This window comes from Acidovorax sp. GBBC 1281, assembly GCF_028473645.1.
GTDB lineage: Bacteria > Pseudomonadota > Gammaproteobacteria > Burkholderiales > Burkholderiaceae_C > Paracidovorax.
Genome location: NZ_CP097269.1, coordinates 4,069,587 through 4,091,558 on the forward strand (window position 1 = coordinate 4,069,587; position 21,972 = coordinate 4,091,558).

17 protein-coding genes and 1 pseudogene are annotated in these 21,972 nt (G+C 64.8%); 7 read left to right on the forward strand and 11 right to left on the reverse strand.

Annotated features, from left to right (window positions below):
* Positions 1-176: 176 nt before the first annotated feature.
* Positions 177-833 carry an SGNH/GDSL hydrolase family protein gene (locus M5C96_RS19020; protein WP_272564705.1) on the reverse strand — a complete coding sequence of 219 codons (657 nt, stop codon included), beginning with the start codon at positions 831-833 and terminating at the stop codon, positions 177-179.
* Positions 834-1,055: 222 nt separating this feature from the next.
* Between M5C96_RS19020 and M5C96_RS19025 the strand changes: the two genes are divergently transcribed.
* From M5C96_RS19025 to M5C96_RS19045, 5 genes and pseudogenes are all read left to right on the forward strand, one after another.
* Positions 1,056-3,383 carry a type VI secretion system Vgr family protein gene (locus M5C96_RS19025; RefSeq protein ID WP_272564707.1) on the forward strand — a complete coding sequence of 776 codons (2,328 nt, stop codon included), beginning with the start codon at positions 1,056-1,058 and terminating at the stop codon, positions 3,381-3,383.
* The gene (locus tag M5C96_RS19030) at positions 3,373-3,885 is read left to right on the forward strand and encodes a hypothetical protein (protein ID WP_272564709.1); all 513 of its coding nucleotides are present in this window, start codon (positions 3,373-3,375) and stop codon (positions 3,883-3,885) included. The genes M5C96_RS19025 and M5C96_RS19030 overlap by 11 nt, the downstream gene beginning before the upstream one ends.
* A 118-nt stretch (positions 3,886-4,003) precedes the next feature.
* Positions 4,004-5,359, forward strand: coding sequence for a hypothetical protein (locus M5C96_RS19035; RefSeq protein WP_272564710.1), 1,356 nt, complete (start codon positions 4,004-4,006; stop codon positions 5,357-5,359).
* Positions 5,356-6,497 (forward strand): annotated as a pseudogene (locus M5C96_RS19040) (DUF2169 family type VI secretion system accessory protein). The gene M5C96_RS19035 and the pseudogene M5C96_RS19040 overlap by 4 nt, the downstream one beginning before the upstream one ends.
* A gap of 370 nt (positions 6,498-6,867) precedes the next feature.
* Entirely contained in the window at positions 6,868-7,959 is a 1,092-nt protein-coding gene (locus M5C96_RS19045; protein ID WP_272564712.1) for an RHS repeat domain-containing protein, read from the forward strand.
* An 18-nt stretch (positions 7,960-7,977) separates the two neighbouring features.
* Here M5C96_RS19045 and M5C96_RS19050 read toward each other — a convergent pair whose 3' ends face one another.
* The 3 genes from M5C96_RS19050 to M5C96_RS19060 all read right to left on the reverse strand — a co-directional run bounded on the left by M5C96_RS19050 (position 7,978) and on the right by M5C96_RS19060 (position 9,826).
* The gene (locus tag M5C96_RS19050; protein ID WP_272563652.1) at positions 7,978-8,928 is read right to left on the reverse strand and encodes an IS5 family transposase; all 951 of its coding nucleotides are present in this window, start codon (positions 8,926-8,928) and stop codon (positions 7,978-7,980) included.
* A gap of 69 nt (positions 8,929-8,997) precedes the next feature.
* Positions 8,998-9,459 (reverse strand): DUF4265 domain-containing protein, encoded by a 462-nt coding sequence (locus M5C96_RS19055; protein ID WP_272564211.1) that lies wholly within the window; start codon positions 9,457-9,459, stop codon positions 8,998-9,000.
* Positions 9,434-9,826, reverse strand: coding sequence for an HNH endonuclease (locus M5C96_RS19060; protein ID WP_272564210.1), 393 nt, complete (start codon positions 9,824-9,826; stop codon positions 9,434-9,436). Before M5C96_RS19060 ends, M5C96_RS19055 begins: the two co-directional genes overlap by 26 nt.
* Between M5C96_RS19060 and M5C96_RS19065 the strand changes: the two genes are divergently transcribed.
* Both M5C96_RS19065 and M5C96_RS19070 read left to right on the forward strand, forming a co-directional pair.
* Complete coding sequence (locus tag M5C96_RS19065; RefSeq protein ID WP_272563677.1) at positions 9,813-10,766, forward strand: IS5 family transposase; 954 nt, start codon at positions 9,813-9,815, stop codon at positions 10,764-10,766. The two genes, M5C96_RS19060 and M5C96_RS19065, sit on opposite strands and share 14 nt — an antisense overlap.
* A 123-nt stretch (positions 10,767-10,889) precedes the next feature.
* A complete protein-coding gene (locus M5C96_RS19070) occupies positions 10,890-11,282 on the forward strand; it encodes a CARDB domain-containing protein (RefSeq protein ID WP_272564714.1) in 393 nt (130 codons plus the stop codon).
* 262 nt (positions 11,283-11,544) lie between these two features.
* Here M5C96_RS19070 and M5C96_RS19075 read toward each other — a convergent pair whose 3' ends face one another.
* The 7 genes from M5C96_RS19075 to M5C96_RS19105 form a co-directional block, all read right to left on the reverse strand.
* Positions 11,545-16,731, reverse strand: coding sequence for a hypothetical protein (locus M5C96_RS19075; RefSeq protein WP_272564716.1), 5,187 nt, complete (start codon positions 16,729-16,731; stop codon positions 11,545-11,547).
* Positions 16,732-16,987: 256 nt separating this feature from the next.
* A complete protein-coding gene (locus tag M5C96_RS19080; RefSeq protein ID WP_272564717.1) occupies positions 16,988-17,143 on the reverse strand; it encodes a hypothetical protein in 156 nt (51 codons plus the stop codon).
* Positions 17,144-17,218: 75 nt separating this feature from the next.
* Positions 17,219-17,686, reverse strand: coding sequence for a hypothetical protein (locus M5C96_RS19085; RefSeq protein WP_272564719.1), 468 nt, complete (start codon positions 17,684-17,686; stop codon positions 17,219-17,221).
* 163 nt (positions 17,687-17,849) lie between these two features.
* Complete coding sequence (locus tag M5C96_RS19090; protein ID WP_272564720.1) at positions 17,850-18,428, reverse strand: YceI family protein; 579 nt, start codon at positions 18,426-18,428, stop codon at positions 17,850-17,852.
* Positions 18,429-18,505: 77 nt separating this feature from the next.
* A complete protein-coding gene (locus M5C96_RS19095) occupies positions 18,506-19,081 on the reverse strand; it encodes a YceI family protein (protein ID WP_272564722.1) in 576 nt (191 codons plus the stop codon).
* Positions 19,082-19,179: 98 nt separating this feature from the next.
* The gene (locus M5C96_RS19100; protein WP_272564723.1) at positions 19,180-19,743 is read right to left on the reverse strand and encodes a cytochrome b; all 564 of its coding nucleotides are present in this window, start codon (positions 19,741-19,743) and stop codon (positions 19,180-19,182) included.
* Positions 19,744-20,213: 470 nt separating this feature from the next.
* The gene (locus M5C96_RS19105; protein WP_272564724.1) at positions 20,214-21,956 is read right to left on the reverse strand and encodes an acetyl/propionyl/methylcrotonyl-CoA carboxylase subunit alpha; all 1,743 of its coding nucleotides are present in this window, start codon (positions 21,954-21,956) and stop codon (positions 20,214-20,216) included.
* Positions 21,957-21,972 lie beyond the last annotated feature (16 nt).

Here is a 21,972-nt window from a genome sequence, read left to right on the forward strand (position 1 = left end):
GGACGACCTTTTCTTGAAGGGGGTGTGCAGGCCGGCCTTCCAGCCCGCTGGTGTTTTTGTATCACCGTCTCGGCGCCCGCCGGGCAGGGAATTCACCAGCCCGCGGGTTTGTGCTGCCCTCGCAACGGCGGACCCCGCAGCCCTGCCCACGCCCTTGCAGGCCATGGCCGCTTGCGCTATACGCCCAGCCGGAAGGTGCGCTCCAGCGCCACCGTCAGGCGGTCGGCCAGGCGGTTCGAGGCGGCCTGCGTGGGGTGGATGCCGTCGGTCGTGTCCCTGTCCACCGAGAACGGCATCGAATCCCAGTGCGCATGCACCGTGCGGGTGTCGGCCGCCACCCGGCGGATGGCCGCATTGATCGCCTGCATGGTGGCGAGCGCCGCGGGGCCGAAGATCTTGTCGGAGACCGGGGTGATCCCGGTGACCACGGCGGCATGCCCCAGCGAATGCACGCAGCGGATGAGGCCGCGGTAATCGTCCTCAAACGCCTCGATGTCGAAGCCCGGGCGTGCGTGGTCGTTCACCCCCACCTGCAGGACCACGATGCGCGACGGGTGCGGCTCTGTATCGAACGGGCCCTGCGGCCCGCGGGGGAAAAGCTCGGGCGGCGCGCTGTCGAAAGGCGCGTCGTAGCCTCGCACCAGGTCGTACGCCTGGAGGCCGGCCGCCGTGCGGTCGTCAATCACCCAGCGCGGGCGCCTGGCCAAAATGCGCTGCGCCGGCGTTTGCGCGTGCCGCCAGGTCGTGGACGCGGGATCGAAGCCGAACAGAATGCTGTCGCCGTCAAGCTCCACCGAGCATGGCCGCTGCGGGCCGAAAACTGCATCTCCCATGGATTCCCTTTTTATCTGGTTGCGTAGCACCCGGCGACTGCTGCCGGATCACTTCGCAGTCCACCACAACCCCGCTGAAACCACAACGGACGCAGTGGCAGATAACCCCACGAACATCTGGATGCAATTTAGGCTGTTGCGCCGCACAAACGCGCGGTGCCGATGGGCAGGCCTCGCCAGCATAATGCGGACCCGATTCAAAGCTAAGAAACAATTTCTCGCATGACTAATCGCCGCGTAACAATTCAAACGCCTTTGGGAGAGGCGTTGCAATTCAGGCAATTGAAAGGAAGCGAGGCACTGTCCGCTTTGTTTGAATTCGAGATCGACCTGATTTCCAAGAACAAGGGCATCGACCCGAAAGCCTTGCTGGGCCTCGCCAGCACGGTCGTGGTGGAAACAGAAGGACTGGGCCGGCGTTACCTGGACGGTATTGCCACGGGCTTTGGCATGCAGGGCCAGGACACCTCGGCCAATTACGCCTACCGCATGGTGCTGCGCCCCTGGCTGTGGCTGGCCACGCGGCGCAGCGATTTCAAGATCTTCCAGGAAATGACCGTCCCGGATATCGTGGAGAGCGTGCTGCAGAAATACGGCCAGCCGATGCAGAAAAAGCTCTCCCGGGCTTATCGCGTGCGGCCCTATACCGTGCAATACCACGAGACCGATTTCGCCTTCATCGCGCGGCTGTGCGAATCCGAAGGCATTTACTGGTATTTCGAACACCAGCCCGGCAGCCACACGCTGGTGTTCGCCGACGACGTGATGGGCTCGCACAGCCCGCTGCCGGGCGGCCACGTGATTCCCTTCCACCCACCGGGCAAGGCCGCCCTGGCCGACCGGGAACACATCTTTTCCTGGCACATGGGCCAGCAGGTGCAGCCCGGCCGGGCCTACCTGGACGACTACGACTTCAAGAAGCCGCGCGCCGATCTGTCCGACATGCGCCAGTCCCCGCCAGGGCATGCCCACGACAGCTACGAGAGGTACGAGTGGCCCGGGGGCTACACCGAGTTTTCCGACGGGGAAACCTACACCCGGCTGCAGATGGAAACCGGCCTGGCCAGCCACCACCGCGCCCAGGCGAAGTTGAACAAGCGCAGCATCGCCCCCGGCTACACCATCGTGCTGGACAACTACCCGCGCGAAGACCAGAACCAGCAGTACCTGGTGGTGTCGGTCGAGTACTACCTGGAAGAAAACGCCCAGGCCAGCCTGGGCCTGAACGGCGTGGGCCAGACCCAGGGCGGCTCGATCCAGCGCTTTTTGATGGAGGTGCACCCCACCGCCATGCCCTATCGCCCCGTCGTCGCCACGCCCCGCCCTCGCACCACGGGCCCGCAGACGGCCGTGGTCGTGGGCCCGCCGGGCGAGGAGATCTGGACCGACCAGTACGGCCGGGTGAAAGTGCAGTTCCACTGGGACCGCATCGGCGCGATGGACGAGAACTCCAGCTGCTGGGTGCGCGTGTCCTCCACCTGGGCGGGGCCGCAGTTCGGCAACGTGTTCATTCCGCGCATCGGCATGGAGGTGATCGTCGACTTCCTGAACGGCGATCCCGACTACCCCATCATCCTGGGCTGCGTGTACAACGCCGACAACATGCCGCCCTGGGGCCTGCCCGGCAACGCGACGCAGTCGGGCATCAAGACCAAATCGAGCAAGGGCGGCGCCTTCGGCCCGGGCCTCAAGAACGGCGCCGGCGACGCGAACGCGCTGCGCTTCGAAGACAAGGCCGGGGCCGAGCAGCTGTGGCTGCATGCGCAGAAGGACCAGCTCACCGAAGTCGAGAACGACGAGGACAAGTGGGTCGGCAACGACCGGCGCAAGACCATCGACCGGGACGAAACCAACGTGATCCACCGGGACCGCACGGAGACGGTGGACCGCGATGAAAAGATCACCTTGCACAACAACCGCACGGAGCGGGTGGACCACGACGAAAAAATCAGCATCGGCGACAACCGGCGCGAGGACGTGGGCATCGAAGAGACGGTGAGCATCGGCAAGAACCGCACCAAGACCATCGGCAGGAACGAGAAGGACAAGATCGGCAGCAATTGGTCGATCAAGGTCGGCAAGTTCAAGACCGAGACCATCGGCATCGCCTCGATGCAGAACGTGGGCGTCGGCCGCATGGAAAACGTGGGCGTGGTCTACAACCTCAACGTGGGCGCCATCATGGCCACCATCGTGGGCAAGAACCAGAGCACCACCGTGGGCAGCGACCAGGACGTCAAGGTCGGCACCAACCAGAGCACGGTGGTGGGCACCAAGTACAGCCTCAACGTGGGAGGAGGCGGCGGGGGCGGCGGAGATGCCGGCGGCGGCGGCATGGCCAAGAACGTGACCGCGCCCTCGGGCGGTGGCGAAGGCGGCGGCGGAGCCGGCTCCAGCATCACCATGGATGCCGAGACGATCACCATGAAGGTGGGCTCCAGCTCGCTCATCCTCCAGGCCGACGGCACCATCACCGTCAACGGCAACAGCATCCGCCTCATCGGCGCAAGCGACGTCACCACGCTTTCCGGAGGCATCCATGAAAACTGATTCCCGCATGCTCCGAAGCACCCTGCCTGTGGACGGACCCGCCGCAGATCCCGCCACCGCGTGGTCGCTCCAGCCCGCCCAGGTCCTGCGCCAGGATGCGGATGGAACCGTGGTCCTTCGCTGCCAGGGCCGCGAACACCGCGCGGAACTGGCCTCTCAAGTACCCGGCGTGATCGAAGGCCAGTTCGTGCTGGCCGCGCTGGGCTCCGGCCAGGAAGCACCGGCACCGGGTGGCGGGCCCCTGCCCTCGCTGATCGTTGCCGCCTGGCCCTGCCCCGGCGCGCCGGCCACACCGCCCTGGCAGTTCGACCGGGCCACCGGCGCGCTGTCGCTCGAAGTGACCCACCTGGACGTGAGTGCGGTGAGCCGCGTGCTGCTGCGCTGCGCCGATGCGCGCATGCAGTTTTCCCAGGACGGATCGGTCGAGACCCGGGGTCACCAGATCACATCGGCCGCCGTCGAAACCCATCGCATCGAAGGCGGCTCCATCGAGTTGAACTGACCCGGTTCGCCGCGATGCGTCGCGCCTGCGCCCGCTGCGCGATGCCCTGGCCGCCCTCTCCGGTTCCGATGGAGTTTCCGACGGTGCCGCTGCCTGCGTGCTTTTCTTCGCCTGGCCCATGATCACTCGCCTTCGCCCTTCCGCGCCCCCTCCACTGCCCGGCATGCTGGCCCGGCAGATGGGCATCGCCGTGCGCGCCTATGGGCGCCGGGCGGGGCTTCTTCGCCCGGCCTACACCGTCCGGGCCCTCAAGGCCGTCGATCAGCGGCTGGACGCGCTGATGGACGTCTGCCGCTACTACGGGCCGGCGTGCCTGGACGAAGTGGCCTGCGTGGAGGCGCAGGCGCAGACCCGCCCCGAAGAAATCGCGGGGGCGGCCTTCGTGCGCATCGCGCTCGCGGAGCGGCACGAACCCGATGCGTCCGTGCGACTGGAGGGGATCGCCCGTCTGCTCGCGGCCCAACCCATGTCCGTTCGGGACGCGCTGTGGTTCTATGCCGCGCCGCCAACCTGCGGCCACCTGCTGGCATCGGACGACGCGCACCTGCTGGCCTGCGGTGTCGAGTTGGCGGGGCGGCTCGCCCTGCCGGAGCACATCGCCGGGGTGCACGCGGCAGCGGTGCGCGGCGCGGACCCGGATGCCTGCCTGCTGGCCTGCGCGCGCATGGGGCAGGTGCCACCCCGGGCAGAAGAACAATGGAAGGCCGTGCTGCAGGGTCAGGACCTCGCCCGGCAGATCACCGCGCTGCAGGCTCTGGGCACCATGGGCGGCCATCGGCTGCAGCCGGAACTGCGGCACTACATCGACCGCATCACCGCCGCAGACGACCCCACCGAGCAATCGCACCCCGTGGGCTGGGCCGCCGCGGCCGACGCAGCGTTGGCGCTATGGGCCGCGCGCGAACCCGAAACGGCCCTGGGCGCCGTCCTGCAAGGGCTTCGGGTGCCCAACGACACCGCGCTGCGGGTCGCCGCCCTCGCGGGGCGCATCGAAGGGCTGCTGCCGGTGCTCGATTTCATCGAGCGGCAAGACCGGCCCGTGGAGCCCGGCGAACGCGACCTGCTGCGGCTGGTGTTCGGGCAGGTGCCGGGCGAGCTGACGAACACCCAAGGCACGGCCCGCGAGCGCCAGCGCGCCTTGCGCGTCCTCGCCTGCCAGGTGTTCGCGGCCAACGGCTGCACGGGGCTGGAGCCGGCCCACATCACCCGCTGGACGGACGCCGCGCTCAAGGACCGCCTCTGGGCGCTCGATGCCATCCGCATTCGTTCGGGCGGGCCGATCACGCAGACCCATCGCCTCGCACCAACCTTCGACGTCGGCCATGCGCTGCGAAGCTGGCTCTACGTGGAGCATGCGGCGGTGACCCACCGCCCGTTTCCGCTGTCCCACGAGGACCTTGCCGCACGGCAGATGGCCGCTGTGGAAACCGTGCAGCTCATGGACAGCCTGCAAGCCGATCCGCCCGCACCATGACGTGTCCGGTTCTCAACCACACGCCGTTCCGCGCGCAGGTCTTTCCGCACCGGGATGCCGAGCGGCGCAGCGCGGCCCTGGTGATCGTCAAGGGCACGTGGCAGCTGGCGGCCGCCCCGGGCCTGCCGCCCCGGCTCGCGGCGGCACAGGACCAGGCCGCCATCTCCCGCGAGGGCGAGCGCCAGACACTCGGCAGCCTGCCCCTGGGCGCCGCCCAGGCCGCCGCCATCGCACCCCGCGCGCATGAACTCTGGACCTGCCTGGAATCCGAGTACGTGCCGCCCAAGCCCCGCTTCGATTGCATCGTGAACGGCTGGGCGGTCGCACCGCAAGGCCGGCCCGTGCCAAGCATCGACGCCGCAGTGGACTACCTGGCCCATGGCGGGTCGCGGCGCCTGATCGAACTGCGCGCGTTCGCGCCACGCACCTGGCTGCCGGAACTGGGGGCCATCGGCAGGCTGCGGGCCTCTGGCGAGGCCACCGCGTCGCGCATTCCGCTGCTGCGCCCCTTCGCCTTCGGCGGGCAGGAGAAAGACCCGCAGACGGGCCATGTGAACGCCTTCGAGCCCAACCCGGAGGGCATGGGCTGGTACCGCAGCGCGGCCGCCGCCCGGGGCGCGCCGCTGCCGTGGCTTGAACCGCTGGACCGGGCCATCACCACCTGGGACGACACCCTCGAACCCATCGCCCTCGGCCACGTGCCCCCCACCACGTCCCACGCCGCGACCTGCAGGGCACCTTCGGCGACGCCTGGCAATCGACCCGCGCGCCCGACCTGCCCGAGGATTTCGACCCACGCCACCACAACGCCGCGCCCGATGCGCTGCAACTGCGCGAAAGCCCCCGCCCGCGCCATGCCCTGGCCCTGCATGGCATGTCGGAAGGGGGCCCGTTGTATTTCACCTGGCCCCCGCTCGCGCTGACCGTGCAGGCGGAGACCGCGGGCGGCACCCTGCTCCCACCCCAGGAACTGCGTTGGGACACCCTGCTGATGGACACCGCAACGCAGCGCGCCTCGCTGCTGTGGCGCGCCGTGATCGTGCCTCCCGCGCTGGAGCGGCTCGGCCTGGTCCATGTCACGGCCCACGCCCGCGCGCCGCAAGCGGCCTCTTCGTCTCCGGCCCTCTCCCTGAATTGAATCGCTTCGACATGCCCACCCCTTCCACGGCCCCCGCCAAGCCAGGCCTTTGGCACATCGCGCACGCCGGCGCCATCACCTCGGCCGGCACCAGCGCCTGGCAATCCGCCGCGTCCTGGGTCGGTCTGCAAAAGCGGTTCCAGAAAAAGATCCACCCCGGCATCGGCCCCCAGGCGATCACCACCGCACCGTGCCCTGAAATCACGGCCGGCCAAACGGATCTCCCCCGCCTGGCCCGGCTGCTCGGCGCGGCGCTGGCCGACATGGTGTCTTCGATGGCGCCGCAGGAGACCGATCTGGCGGGGGCGGCCCCGAGCCGCATCGCGCTGGCCCTGCCCGAGCGGCTGAACGACCGCGACGGCGCCGAGCTTTGGCAGCAGGCCCTGGCCGAACTCGGGCGCCCCACGTCGCCCTGGGCGGCGAGTGGTTCGACCCGTATGAGAAGTTCACCGTGCGCCATCCAGAGGACGGCCTGTGGATCGTCGTGCACAAGGGGGGCCTGGAGCACCACTACCGCCAGCATGCGCCTGAGCAATGGCGGCTGCCACTGGCCCGGCTGCAGGATGCCAACGGCAATGCGATTGCGCTGCATTGGGCGGCGGGCGACACCGATACCGCCACGGGCGAGGTGCTGACCTGGAGCGCGCGGCAGGCCCGCGAGCAGGCCATGGCCGATGGCGGCGTGAGTGCGGCCAGTGCAGGGGCGTTCGCCGCACCCTTCGCGCTGCCGCGCCTCGTCGGCCTGTCCGATTCGGCGGGGCGGCAGTTGCGCCTGACCTGGACCGCACCCACGGCCGAAGCACCCGCCACCGATCCTCTGCGCGGCGCACGCCTGGCCACCGTCGAGCTGCTGGCGCCCGGCCAATCCGCGCCCCAGGTGTTGGCCCGCTATGCCTACGACGCGCAAGGCCAGCTCGTCGCCACGCACCACGGCGACCTGCCCTACCGCCAGTACGCCTGGCGCTCGGGCGTGCTGGTCGGCTACCGCAAGGCCAGCGGCCACCGCTACTTCGCCCAGTACGACGCGGAAGGCCCGCAGGGCCGCGTGCTGCGCTCATGGTGCGCCGATGCGCCCATCCCCAGCCAGGACGATGACCGCTTCACCTATCTGCCGCACGAACGCATCACCCGCCACACCGATGGCCTGGGCCGCGTGACGGCCTACCACTGGGATGCGCGCTTCAACATCGTGGCCACCGTCACTGCCGAGGGCACGCCCGAGGAATTGAGGGAAGAGACGCCGTTCGATGCCACCGGCACGGCCAAAGGGAGCACCGATCCGCTGGGCCGCCGCACCACGCTGCGCCATGACGCGCGTGGCAACCTCACGCAGATCACCAACGCCCTGGGGCAGTCCACTGCGCTGCAGTACAACGCGATGGACTTGGTGACGACGCTGCGCGATGCGATGGGCTTCGAGTGGAAGGGCGCTGTTGCACAAATCGAATTGCAGACGGCATGACCCCAACCCCAGACGGACCTATGCCACAGCAGTCACCGACACGGTGTGAGGACGGCCGATCTGACTGAACCGATTGAGCAAGGCCACGCGGACATGCAGCTCCACAACCTGGCGGTCGAACGTGCGCGCGATCACCCGTTCGCCCAGTCGCTTGAAGCAGTGCATCTTCGTCTCCACAAGGCTGCGCCGGTGGTAGCCGCTCCACTTCTTCCAAATGCCGCGACCCAGGCGCTGGCACGCCCGAATGGCCTCATTACGATGCGCCGAGCCCGGACTCGACTTCTTCCAATGGCTGGCGTTCTTGCGGGGCGGGATCACCGCCATCGCGTGCCGCTCGGCAATGGCGTCCAGGCAGGCGCGCGTGTCGTAGGCGCCATCGGCACTGACGCTTTCGATGGATTCGTCAGTGGGAATCTGAGCCAGCAACCCGGGCAACATCGGCGCATCCCCAATGGCGTTGCTGGTCACCTCGATGGCGCGTATTTCCAGCGTCTGCGCGTCGATGCCCAGATGGACCTTGCGCCATTCGCGCCGGTATTCAGCACCATGCTTCTTGCGTTTCCACTCTCCTTCGCCCAGGAACTTGATGCCGGTGCTGTCCACCAGCAACTGCAGCGGCGAGTTGGTTCGCTGGTAGCTCAGTTCGACCTGCAAGGTCTTTTGGCGCCGGCAAACAGTGCTGAAGTCAGGTACCGGCCAGTCCAGCTTTGCCAGCCGCAGCAGGCTCTGCACCATGCCCAGCGCCTGTCGCAAGGGCTGGCCGAACAGGCACTTGATGCTCAGGCAGAACTGGATTGCTGCGTCCGAGAAGGTTCGGCTGCGTCCACGCCTGCCGGTCGGCGTGCCAAACCACTGCATGCCCTCATCTAGCCACATCGTCAACGAGCCTCGCGCTTTCAGCGCCGCGTTGTACGCCTTCCAGTTCGTCGTGCGGTACTTGCTCCGCTGCCTGTTCTTCGTCTCTGTCACGCAGTCAGTCTACGGGCATCAGCATCGCGATTTGTGCAACAAAGCCCTACGGCTTCGTATTCCGCTCTGTTATGGGTGCTGCAAGCACCCATCCTCAATATCGAGAATTTCTTGCTTATTCAGCAATTCCAGATAACTTTTAACTTTATTTATAGACACCTCAGGAGGAACATCGATAGAGATCAACTTTTTAATATTGGAAGCCTCTGTTGAGCAGCCCATTTTTAATAACTGATCCCGAACTTCTTTAACAGAACTCTCTTCGTTAAAAAAGATTCTCAACGTACTATGCCCGCACTTTTCCACGACCTCCAAAAAATGATTCTCCCCAGATTTTCTTCTTTTTATTCTAACTATGTCTCCGCTACTGACATCAGTGACAAAGAATGGAATATTATCTATTTTCCACAAGTTCTCATTCAATTTTTTAGCCCACACACTTTCGTAATCGAATGGTGGATACCCATCTTCATCAGGCACAAGCGAAAATATAATTTTGACCCGATCATTCACCGCAATTTCCTTTTCCATTTTTCTTTGGCTTCTTATTCATTTTTCTATTTTTCCTCTTATAGTTTGGCTTTTTCTTATGCCAATCGTCACGATTGCACTTTCTGCACAGCACCTGACCATTCACTTCAGTAGCTGGACCACCAGAAGACTCTGCTTCAATATGATCAATTTGCCATTCATCAGAAGGAGGAGTAACCCCTTTCATACTTTTGGCGGGCTTTTGAACTTGGCATTTACACTTTTCGCATTTTTTAACACCAAAGAATTCCTCATTTTCTTGAAGAATAGCTTTTTTTGTCTTCGGGGTAAATTTGACCAGTCCGAATGGCTTTGTTGCACAAAGCGATGCAGCTCGCTGGTAGTCTGACCAGATGAGTGAAGGCAAGAAGATGCGGACCCGCTACCGCACGACAAACTGGGCACAGTACAACGCGGCATTGAAGGCCCGTGGATCGCTGACGATGTGGCTGGATAGGGGGATGCAGTGGCTGGCTGAGCCCAAAGGCAAACGCGGTCGCAACCAAACGTTCTCGGATGCCGCGATCCAGTTCTGTCTGAGCATCAAGTGCCTGTTTGGTCAGCCCCTTCGCCAAGCGCTTGGCATGGTCCAAAGCCTGCTCAAGCTGGCTGGGGTGAACTGGCCGGTCCCTGACTTCAGCACGGTCTGTCGGCGCCAAAAGGATCTGCAAGTCCAACTGAACTACCAGCCGAGGAGCTCACCGCTGCACCTGCTGGTGGACAGCACAGGCATTAAGTTCCTGGGAGAAGGTGAATGCAAGCGCAAAAGGCACGGGGCCGAATACCGGCGCGAATGGCGTAAGGTTCATTTGGGCATCGATGCTCAGACACTGGAGATCCGGGCCATCGAGGTCACCAGCAACGCCATTGGAGATGCGCCCATGCTGCCGCAGTTGCTGGCGCAAATTGAGGTCGATGAGCCCATCGCCAGTGTCAGTGTCAGTGCTGACGGAGCTTATGACACGCGGGCCTGTCTGGACACCATTGCCAGACGAGGTGCACAGGCCGTGATCCCGCCACGCAAGAACGCCAGTTTCTGGAAACGGGCCAGTCCCGGGTCAGCCAGCCGTAACGAAGCCGTACGGGCCTGCAGGCGCCTGGGCTGGCGTATCTGGAAGAGCTGGAGCGGCTACCACCGGCGCAGCCTGGTGGAGACCAAGATGCACTGCTTCAAGCGCTTGGGCGAGCGGGTCATGGCACGAACGTTTGAGCGTCAGGTGGTTGAGCTGCATGTCCGAGTTGCGCTGCTGAACCGGTTCAGCCAGCTTGGACGGCCTGAAACCGTCGCGGTGGCGGCTGTGGCATGAGTGCGCCTGGGGCTGGGGTCATAACGCGCTCGATTCGGTTTGTGCAACAAAGCCTAGCGCAGTTGCCGCCGCACCAGCCGCGTACTACTCCCCAGTGCGACACACACACCAGGAGTCCGAACCATGAAGTCCTCTTCGAAGTACGTATTTCTCTGCGCATCGCTCACGCTGGCCTGCGCCACCTCGGCACAGGCCTTGCCTGATTTGGTGGTGCCCAGCGTCGATTCACCCAACCTCCATGGCGGTGTCATCACGGTGCAGGTCAAGAACCAGGGCCCAGGGCCCTCGGCTGCCTGCTACCTGGCGCTGCGCGTCGTGCCGCCCGGCGGCAGCTTGAAGGTGTTCAGCCCCAAGATCCCAGCGCTTCAACCCGGTCAGCAGGTGGCGCTGTCGGTTCAGACCGGGTTCCTGCTTTCGCAAGCCGAATACGAGGCGATGGCGGACCGGTCCAACACGGTTCAGGAGACCAACGAGGCCAACAACCGCAACAAAGGGCAGTTCGGCGGAAAGCCTTGAGGCAAAGGAGTGAGTCTGGCCCGCCGGATGGACGACAGCAGGCCTAGCCGGACTTCATCACGATGGCAGCCGGCTCCGTGTGCAGTGCGTGCAGGCATCCATTGGCAGTGATGCCACCCGCGTAGGCGGATGGCATCGCAAGAGGCGCCTGCACAGGTGCTTCACAGCCCAACCATTTCGCATTTGGCTGGAGCACCTATCGGTGTCATGGTCAAGGCCAGGACGCCGCCCCTCGCCGTTCGGCGTGGCGCGGATCGCCCCATCAAGTGAAGTTCAACGAGCGAACATTCGCGCTCGTTCTCACATCGTGGCGCACGCCCATCATTCCGTTGACGCCCCTCACGTCGCTGGCCGACTGTTCGTTGGCGTTGATCAGGAAGCGCGCTTCCCGGTAACCGGGGTCTTTGTGGATCGTGTCGATGTCGCGCTTCGCATGTTTGGCGCCTTCCTTGTCGCCCAGTTTTTCGGACAGTTCGCGGTCCGCTTCCAGCAGATTGCTGGCATCCACGTGACTGGGGCCCCATTCCCAGTACAGCTGCGAGGTGCCCGTCATATCGCGGTGTTGGCGCAAGTGGCCGGCGAATTCGCCCAGGATTTTCTTTTCGGTCTGCACGGCCTGGTCGCGGTCGGCGCTGTGGCGGGCGGGGAAGAACTTCTTGGCTTTGTCTTCCGCAAAGTTTTCGACGTCGGCCGCCAGGTTCTGCACGAAGTCCTTGCTGGTGGCCAGCGTCTGGGTGGCAAAGCTCGTGGGCAGTTCCTGATCGTCGTACAGGATGCGGGTGGTGGTGCGCGTTTCGCCGTCCCGGAAGAAATCGGTGGACATCGATCCGATATTGGCAACCGCCAGCGATGTCATGCTGGTCACGGCGTCGGCCGCGACTTCGCCCGGGGCGGGTGTCGGGGAGGTGGCGCCTTCGATCAGTCCGCTCAGTGCGGCCAGGGCCCCGGTGGCGGTGGCTTTGAACGCTTTCGATTCGGACTCACGGATGACTTTGAGCGTGCCGGAGGTGTCTTTGTATTCGAGCGTCCCCAGGCGCGTTTCGCCGGCCACGCCGGCTTGCGGCAGCCCCACCCGCAGGCTGCCGATGGTGGCACCCGCGCCGGCCGACGAGCTTCCCGTAAAGCGATGGTCTTTCTGCCGGACCTCGAAGGCACCGATGGAAATGGCGTCGCCGAACTCCTGGTAGGCGCGCTTGACCAAAGAGGTTTTGTCTTCCGGGTTGCCGGGCGCCTGATAGGGCCCAGCCTCGTCAGGCACGCCGATCAGCAGTTTGATGAGCCGCGCTTTTTGCTGGGCCAGGTCTCGGTCGCCGCCCACGCCGCCCGTCTTGTGGCGCGGAAATCCGAACACGGCGCCTTCTTGCTCCAGCAGCTCGAAGCTGTGGCCCACGTCACCGCCGATGAAGGCCGAAAAAGAGGCGGCCTCTTCCTGGCCGAGACGGAAGCCGAACGAGGCACCCGCTCCTTCCTGATTGCGGCGGACGGTCGATACGCTCATGCGCAATGAACTGCGGTCCGTGGACACGCCGGACTCGAAGGAGACGATGCGCGTGCGCCCGCCCCCCAAGTCCGCGCGAACCGACATGGTGGCGCCGGACAAGACCCCCGAGATGACTTCGGTCACGTTGCGGGTGGTGCCCTGCGTGTTGCCGGCATTGGCCAGCGAAAAGCCCGAGCCCAGTTCTTCGCCACGGATCATGGAGGCGAGGATTTCTGCGGTTTCAGCGCGGTTTTTGCCTTTGATGGGCGTATTGGCCGGAACGCGGACGTCTTTGTTCACCAGCCGGTCGAACGCGGTCGAGAACGATTTCCAGTCCGGTTCGCCGTCCTCATGGCGCGAGGTTCGCATTTCCTGCACCGATTCGGGGTCGGTCGGGCCTCCTGCATCGCCAGCCCAGGCGAGCAGCCGGGCGGGCGTTAGCGGAACATTCTGCTCGGTCAGGGCTGCCGTCAGCAGTTCCTGCACCTGATCGGCGACCGCCGACTCTCCCGAAGAAGACTCGGGCAACTGGATAGCGGCGAGTACGGCCGTGCGCACCTGCGCGATCGCGCTCTCGGAGAGGTTGTCACCCCGCGCAAGGCGCGGCAGCAACAGCGCTTCCGTCTTGGCGCGTTGAAGGATCTCGGACCGCACCATGTTGCGCAGCAGCGTGCCACCGCCGCCAGCGTCATCCAGCAGCGCCTGGCCGTCCACCGCATTTTGCGCGGTGGGCAAGCCCGCGCCCCCCGCACCACCGCGGGCTTTGAGGGTGGACTCCAGCACGTCCACCATGTCCTTCATGGCGCGGCCTTCGTGAATGCCGCCGATGTGCGACAGCTCGAATCCCATGTTCTTGCCGCGCGAGGACACGATGGCGTCGTAGCCGTAGAACGGGCTTTTGCCTTGGTGCAGCGTGCCGTAGCGCAGGGTGTCTGCAATGCGTTGAAAGCCGGTGCGCGATGCCATGGCACGGTTCAAATGCATGCCCATGGTTTTGGAGGCCCGCGATTCGACCTTCTGAAACTCGCTCTTGGTGCCGTCGGGGTTGCGTGCCTTGTCGGTCACCATGCCGCCACGCGCCATCTGCACGGCGAAGCGGCATCCATGGATTTCGGTGATCGCGGGGTCGAGTTCGTCGCGCACGGCCAGCAGCGCTTTTTCAGCCAGAGTGAGCGAGGAGCCATGGGCGATCGGCGCACCCGCGCGGCCTGGCCAGCCGTTCGGCGTGGCCCGCACGGCGTCGCCCAGCTTGCCATGGGCGAACATGCTGCTCGGGTCCAACGCCGGTGCGTTTCTGCCAGCGGCCCGTGCCACCTCGGCAGCAGCGCGCAGGTAAGCACGCATCGGGCCGCGTTGCGCAGCCGCCAGGGCGGGTGCGCCATCGGCCGCGCCATCGGGCTTGGCGGTGACCTTGCTCAGCAGGTCCAGCCCCTTGCCGCCTTTGAGGCTTTCGATTTCCGCCGCGAATTTCCAGGCGAGTTGCACATCGGCCGTGATTTCCCCAGCGGGGCGCGGCGTGAGCAGGTCGCCCACCAGCCGGACCTGCGGCAACGCTTGCAGAATGCGTTCGGCCTGCGCCGTGTCTTTGTTGTGGCGGGCCAGCGCCTTGACCAGGACGGTGGTTTCTCCCGCCGACATTCCAGTGGCCTCTTTCAACTGCATGACGCTGGCCAGCAACGCCGCTTTCCGGTTCGCCGGACCGTCGAAGTGGCTCGTGATGGCCCCATTGATCGTCGATTCCTTTTTCAGTCTCTGCAGCGCAGCGCCTTCCTGGGGCATCGTGCGGCCCACGCGCGGGGCGGCATTCTGCAGCGCCTTGGGCACCTTGGGCGGCTCGACGCCGTCCTGCCCGAGAAAGCTGCCCATCTTGGGCTTGGCCGACGACACCTTGCTCTGGAAAGGGTTCCAGACAGGCGATACCGTCGTGCTGGAGAAGCCGAATCCGTTTTTGAAAGCGCCTTCCTTGATGTCTTCGGTGACCTTCTTCAGCTTGGACAGTCCACTCTGGCGCCGCAGGTCCTGAACAGGGGTTGGCTCGACCGATGGTTCTGCGTTGGACGGTGTGCTGGAACCCTGGCTGTTGCGGACGCTGCTGCTTTCGCCGCCATCGTCCATGTCTTCGTCTCCGTCTTCGCTGATGGGAGCAAGCCTCGATGGTAAGGAAGGGGGGGTGAAAAAGACCTCGTCGTCTTCCTCATTCAATTCCGGTGCTTCGTGGGTGCCAGCGCCGGTAGGCAAACCGCTGACGGAATCTTCCTGTGCTGCGGCTTTCAACAGCTCGCTCAAGGAATTTTTCTTGAGCGCTTCTTCTTGCCTGGCAGGTCGTTTCAAAGCTTCACCGCGGGATTCGCTGACAGCGGGTTTTGGTGCCGCCTGCGCGCTGGATGCGGAAGATTTAATCCCCACCGCTTTCTTGAGATTGCTGGCGATCTTTGCCTTCAACGATTTCCGGCGCTTGGGTTGCTCCGCGGCAGTACTGTCTTCACCGGCTGTCGGGGTGCCTTGGTTCAGGGCTTCAGCCTTCAAGTCCTTCAGAGTCTTGGCGGTGACCGGATCGCCATCGACTTGGGTGACGTGCGCTTCCATGAACTGCTTGGTCAACACGTTCTGTTCGAACTCGCGCACCTGCTTACGCGATGCCACGAACACGCGGTCGTAGGTGCCGTTGAGCACGTCGTGCTTGGCTTTGGCGCTCATGCCCTGGAACAGGCCTTCGTCGTACATCTTCTTGGTGGCTTCCCAGGTGCCGGTTTCCCTGGGTGCCAGCGTGTCGGAGCCGAAGCAGATGCGCTCGCTGTGCTTCTCGATGAAGCCGCGCCAGGCGGTGAGCGACTGGTCGTCCTTGCCGATCTGCTTGGCCACTTCGCTCCACGAGATGTCCAGGTTCAGGTTGGGGCAGTCCGCCAGCAGCTTCTCCAGCGCGTCCAGATGGCCCTCGCCCTGCTGCACGAAACGGCCCAGGCCGCCGCCGTGCGCCCAGACGATCTTGGTGTCCTTCACCCGCGGATCGCTGAACATCTTGCGCAGGCCCTCCAGGTTGGCCGGCAGGCGCGCTTCGGAGGCCTTGCCCTTGCCCTTGCCCTTGCCCTTGCTGTTGAAATCTTCGATCTGATCGTGCAGGTTGTCGATGTCGCAGTGCAGCACCACGGGCGTGCCGATGACCCCGGCCACTTCCATCAGCTTCGTGAGCGGCTCCATGCGCGGGGTCTGGGTGCTGGCCTGCAACCGGCCACCCGCGAACATGTCTTCCACCAATTCCTTGTGAACCGTGATTTCACCGATGCCGGTGAAGGTGCCCTTGGTCTTGTACAACTCGTGCAGCAGGCGGTCGCTCACGCGCGGGTCGCCCAGGTGCAGGCCGGTGATCATGGGGTCCAGGCGGCTGCGCTGTGCCTGGCTCATGCCGGAATTCTTGATGGCCGTGGCCAGATCGGTATTGACGGCCGTGTCCACGTACAGGAGGGACTCATCGACGATCTCCTTGATCAGGCCCGGGTCCTTGCGGAAGTCGTCGATGTCCAGCTTGGGACGGCTGGCCAGTTCTTCGCTGGTGCGGCCGGCGAGCACGCGGTCTTCGATCTTCTTGGGCACGTAATAGAACTCGAGCGGGCCGCAATGGTGCGCGTGTTCGCCGCCGCCGATCTGTTCGGAGATTTCGTGGGGGTTGAGGGCCGTGGTCGCGCCATCGTCACCCGGCAGCTTGGCTTGCAGCAGCGACGTGGGGATGGGCATCAGCGTGGTGTTGCGCACGCCGATGTCGTCCATCATCTTCAGCAACTGCTGCGGGTTCAGGCCGCGCTGCACGTAGTTGGTGGGATGCATGTGGCTGTCGCTGTGCGCTTCCAGGCCGCTCGACATGGCGAAGGCCGGCACATCGAAGTGATTGCCCGTGGTGATGGGCTCACCCGTTTTCGCGTTATGCAGCACGGCTGCGCTGTGGCGCTTGGCGACCAGCGAGTCGGGGCGCATGCTGCCATCGCTGAAACTCTGAGGCGGTACGACGGTGGCGCTTTTGCCAGCGGACGGGACGGAAGAAGTTTTCCCCCTGCCCATCATGGATCGCAACCCGTCGAAGACGCCGTGAGAACTCAGTTTTGAAGACGATGATTTCTTAGGCAGCGGAGCACCGTCTTTCTGGGTACCAGACGGTGGGATGCGCGAAGTGGATGCAGAAAACTTTTTGACGGTGTTCATCATATCTTTCAGTAATTAGTAAAGATGGGTTTTAAACCCTGATTAATTCTTGATCGCCACCGACAGCTCCATGCTTTCCACGCGAAACAAGCGCCAGAAAAGCGAAATTCATTTCGTTTTCATAACATTGCCCATTAACATTTTCAATTGGACCAATAAAAAAAGCCGGCCCCTGCATTGCAGACACCGGCTTTTCTTACCTCTTGCGGATTCAGATCAATCTGACATTTACTTCATCTATTAAAAATTAAATGATGAAAATCTATTTCTGTGGTTCAAATTCATCATTTTCAGACACCATGGGAATATAGACCCGCACCCAGGCCTTATCGTTGGAAACCATTTTCCAACTGTGCCCTTCTCCCTCGGTATCTTCGGCCAGCAAAACCGTTCCGGGCGCCAAACGGAACGTGGAGCCGTCGCCCACCCGGAATTCCAGCTCACCCTGCAGCGGAATCACGTACTGCCGGCGGGGGGCCGGATGGGTGTTTTGCTCCCACGCTTCCACCGACTGGCTCAGCCAGAACTGCTGGCTTTGGATCTTGTGCAGCGCCGGCACGGTCCCGCGCATGAACGCAGCCTTGTGGTCAGGCGTGTTGTAGAGCTTGATGGCAGGAACGCGCGGTGCCTCGTCGGCAGCCCCGGCAAATGCCGATGCACCGGCCAACAAAAATGCAGCCGTCAGCGCACTGCGCGCCACCGAAGCACGCCGATGAATCAACGAATTCATGAATCTCTCACTGTCTTGACAACGCTGAACCAGGATCGCCCACGCCAAGGCGGGTGCTTGACCCGCCGCCCAGCGCACGCACCATGAAAAACGGCCAGCCCTGCGCAGCGTGCACGCGGGATCGGCCGTGGCCCCATGGCCTGAAGGCCATGGGTGGAAAGGCTTACTGCTTGACGGCTTCGATCTGCGCCACGATGCGCACGTTCTTGGGGAAGCCGTACTGCACGCCGTAGTCGGCGCCGAACTGGGTGCGGTCGATGGTGGTCTCGAAGTCGCCGCCGCACACTTCGCGCTTGAGCATGGGGCTTTGGTAGCAGGCGAACTGGTTGGCCTTGAAGGTGGCGGGCTGGGTCTTGCCCTTGATGGTCAGCTCGCCCGCCACGGACACCAGCTTGTCGCCGTCGAACGTGAACTTGTCGCCCACGAACTTGGCCGTGGGGTATTTGGCGGCGTCGAAAATGTCCGGACCTTGCAGGTGCTTGTCGAACGGTGCAGTGCCGGTGTTGATCGAGGTGATGTCGATGGTCAACTCCACCTTGCCAGTCTTGGCAGCCTTGTCCAGTTGCACGGTGCCTTCCTTCTTGTCGAAGCGGCCGCGGTTCACGCTGGCGCCGAAGTGGCTGATCTCGAACGTGGCGAAGGTGTGGGTCGGGTCCACGGCATACGTGGCGGTCTGGGCCTGCACGGCGCCGGCGGCCAGGGTTGCAGCCACGGCGGCGAGGGCGAAGAGGGATTTGCGCATGTCGATATCTCCGGGTTGAAAAAACAGAAACGGGAACAAGAAACAAGAAACGGGGTTCAGCGGACGAAAGCCAAGGCTCAGAGCTTGCCCACGCCGGTCAGCGCGAGCTTGAACTTGACCTGCACGTCGTCGGCCACCATGGACGTATCGGCCCACTCGTTCTCGCCGATCTTGAAGGCCAGGCGCTTGATGGCGAAGGCACCGGTGGCCGTGGTGGTCGCGCCGCTCTGGGCCAGCGTGACGGGCACGGTGACGTCCTGCGTGGCGCCCTTGATGCTGAGCTTGCCGGCCACTTCGTACTTGCCGGCGCCCACGGCCTTGATGGTGGTGGACTGGAACGTGGCCTGCGGGAACTTGGGCACGTTGAACCACGTGGCCTTGGGCAGTTCGGCGTCGGACTCCTTCACGCCCAGGGTGGCGCTGCCGGTATCGACGGTGAAGGCGATCTTGCTGGTGGCCAGCTGGGCCGGATCGAACGCGACCTGGGCATCAAACTTTTTGAACTTGCCTTCCACCGGCACGCCCATCTGCTTGCTCACGAAGGTGATCTCGCTTTGCTCGGGCACGAGCTTTTGCTGGGCGAATGCCGGTGCGGCCGCCAGCAACGTGGTGGATGCCAGCGCGAGGCCAGCCAGCGTCATCGAATATTTCATGGACAGGACTCCGTCAGTCAACAACAAACCAAAAATTCAGGAGGAACCGGCCGGAAGGCCGGAAACCCCGGCGCCTGCACGGCCAGCGAAACGATCGATCAGCCCCGGCCCGGCAGCATGCGCGACAGCAGGCCGTCGCGGTCGATGACCTGGTGCTTGACCACGGCCGCCACGTGCACCACGACCAGCGCCGCCAGGGCATAGGCGGTGATTTCATGCCAGGGCTTGATGGCCTCGGCCAGCTCGGGGCTCACGGACACGAAGCTGGGCAGCGGCAGCACGCCGAGGAACACGATGGGAAAGCCGGCCGCCGAGCTGTAGGCCCAGCCGACCAGCGGCACGATGAAAAAGAGCGCGTACATCAGGTGGTGCGTGCCGTGGTGCGCGATGTGCTGCCAGCGGGGCATGGCCGCCTGCACGGCCGGCGGTAGCGCGGGGGGGCGGTGCGTGAGGCGCCAGATCAGTCGCAGGGTGGACAGCGCCAGGATCGTCACGCCGGCCCACTTGTGCCAGTTGTAGAGCTTCAAGCGCTGGGGCGAGAACGGCAGGCCCGTCATGTACAACCCCACCGCGAAGATGCCGATGAGCGCCAGACCGAGGATCCAGTGCAGGGCGATGGCCGTGGCCCCGTAGCGGGACGATCGTGGCAGAGGAGGCGTCATGGGCGGTGATCTGGGTTTCGTGGGGTGGAATGCTGCGACGCAACACTCAGGCATGGCGCAGTGTAGATAGCCTTTTGTGCGCCAAGTTTCAATGGAATTGACGCAATGATTCAAAAAATGTGAATGCTCAACCCGCCTGGGCCGCAGCGCTGAAGGCGCCCGCAAGGAGCGGCGAGGACAGCACCGGCTCGCAGCCGAGCCCGAAGACTACCCTCCCCCGCGCCATCGGCCAAGCCCTCCACGAGGGGCCGCCATGGCGGCCCGCCGACCCGACTGCACTTCGTTAGGGCGAGCGCAAGAAAGCGAGAAGCGCGCACACAGCGCGAACCCTTCAACAAAAAAATAGCCGCCGACGCCGGGACCTCCAGCGCGGGCAGCAATCGAAGGATGGGCTTTCCGGCGACGGATCGCCGAAAAGCCCTGTTGGAGGAAGGCTCCAAAGGCCGCTCCTTTCAGGCGCCAGGGCTTCTTCAGTCCTGGATGCGCGCGATGGCCGTGCCGGCCGCGTGGTAGCTGCCGGCCGCCGCGCTCAGGGCGATCTTGCCCGCGCGGTGCGCGGTGACCTGCATCTCCATCTTCATGGCTTCCATCACGGCGATCACGTCGCCCTTGGCCACGGTGTCGCCTTCGGCCACTTTCCAGGTCTGCAGCGTGCCGGCGATGGGGGCGCCGACGGCATTAGGGTCCTGCTCCGCCTTTTCGCTGCCGCCCGCGCCCGGTGCAACCGGGGCGCCGCCCGGCACGGACTGCAGGCCGCGCAGCAGCTCGGGCGGCAGGCCCAGGGAGACACGGCGCCCGTCAATCTCCATCGCGGTGCGGATCAGGGTGGTGTCGGCCACGGGCTCGGCGCGCAGGGCGGCGGCCAGGTCGGGGGCGAAGTCGGTCTCGATCCAGCGGGTGTGGACCTTGAAGCCGTCGCCGCCCACGAAATCCGGGTGGCCGATGACCGCGCGGTGGAACGGCAGCACCGAGGCCACGCCTTCGATCTTGAACTCGCGCAGCGCGCGCTGTGCGCGGGCGATCGCCTGCTCGCGCGTGGCGCCCGAGACGATGAGCTTGGCCATCAGCGAGTCGAACGTGCCCGGCACCGTGGAGCCGGACTGCACGCCGCTGTCCACCCGCACACCGGGGCCGGACGGCGCGGAGAACGAGACGACCGGGCCGGGCGTGGGCAGGAAGCCCCGGCCCACGTCCTCGGCGTTGATGCGGAACTCGATGGAATGGCCCAGCGGGCGCGGCGTTTCGGTGACGGCCAGTGGGTGGCCGTCGGCGATGCGCAACTGCTCCACCACCAGGTCGATGCCCGTGGTCTGCTCGGTCACGGGGTGCTCCACCTGCAGGCGCGTGTTCACTTCGAGGAACGAGATGGCGCCGCTGCCGCTGAGCAAAAACTCCACCGTGCCCGCGCTGGCGTAGCCCGCCTCTGCGCAGATGTCGTGCGCGGCCTGGTGGATGCGCGCGCGCTGGTCGTCGGAGAGGAAAGGCGCGGGCGCCTCTTCCACCAGCTTTTGGTTGCGCCGCTGCAGCGAGCAGTCGCGCGTGCCCAGCACCAGCACGTTGCCGTGGGTGTCGGCCAGCACTTGCGCTTCGATGTGGCGGGGACGGTCGAGGAACTGCTCGACGAAGCACTCGCCGCGCCCGAAGGCGGTGACGGCCTCGCGCACGGCGGAGTCGTACAGCTCGGCCACCTCATCCATGCGCCAGGCGACCTTCATGCCCCGGCCGCCGCCGCCGAACGCGGCCTTGATGATGATGGGCAGGCCGTGCTGCCCGGCGAAGGCGATGACCTCGCTGGCGTCCTTGACGGGCTCGGAGGTGCCGGCCACCAGCGGCGCGCCGACCTTGAGCGCGATCTTGCGGGCCTCGACCTTGTCTCCCAGGCGCGCGATGGCCTCGGGCGAGGGGCCGATCCAGGTCAGGCCCGCGTCGATCACGGCCTGCGCGAAGGCGGCGCTTTCCGACAGGAAGCCGTAGCCCGGGTGCACCGCGTCGGCGCCGCTGCGTTGGGCCACGGCCAGCAGCTTTTCGATGTTCAGGTAGGTGTCGGCCGGCCGGTCGCCGTCCAGGCCGTAGGCCTCGCCCGCCATGCGGGCGTGCACGGCGTCGATGTCGGCGTTGGCATAGACGGCCACGGAGGCCACGCCGTAGTCGGCGCAGGCGCGGGCGATGCGGACGGCGATCTCGCCACGGTTGGCAATGAGGACTTTTTTCATGTCAGGGGCTCGGTAA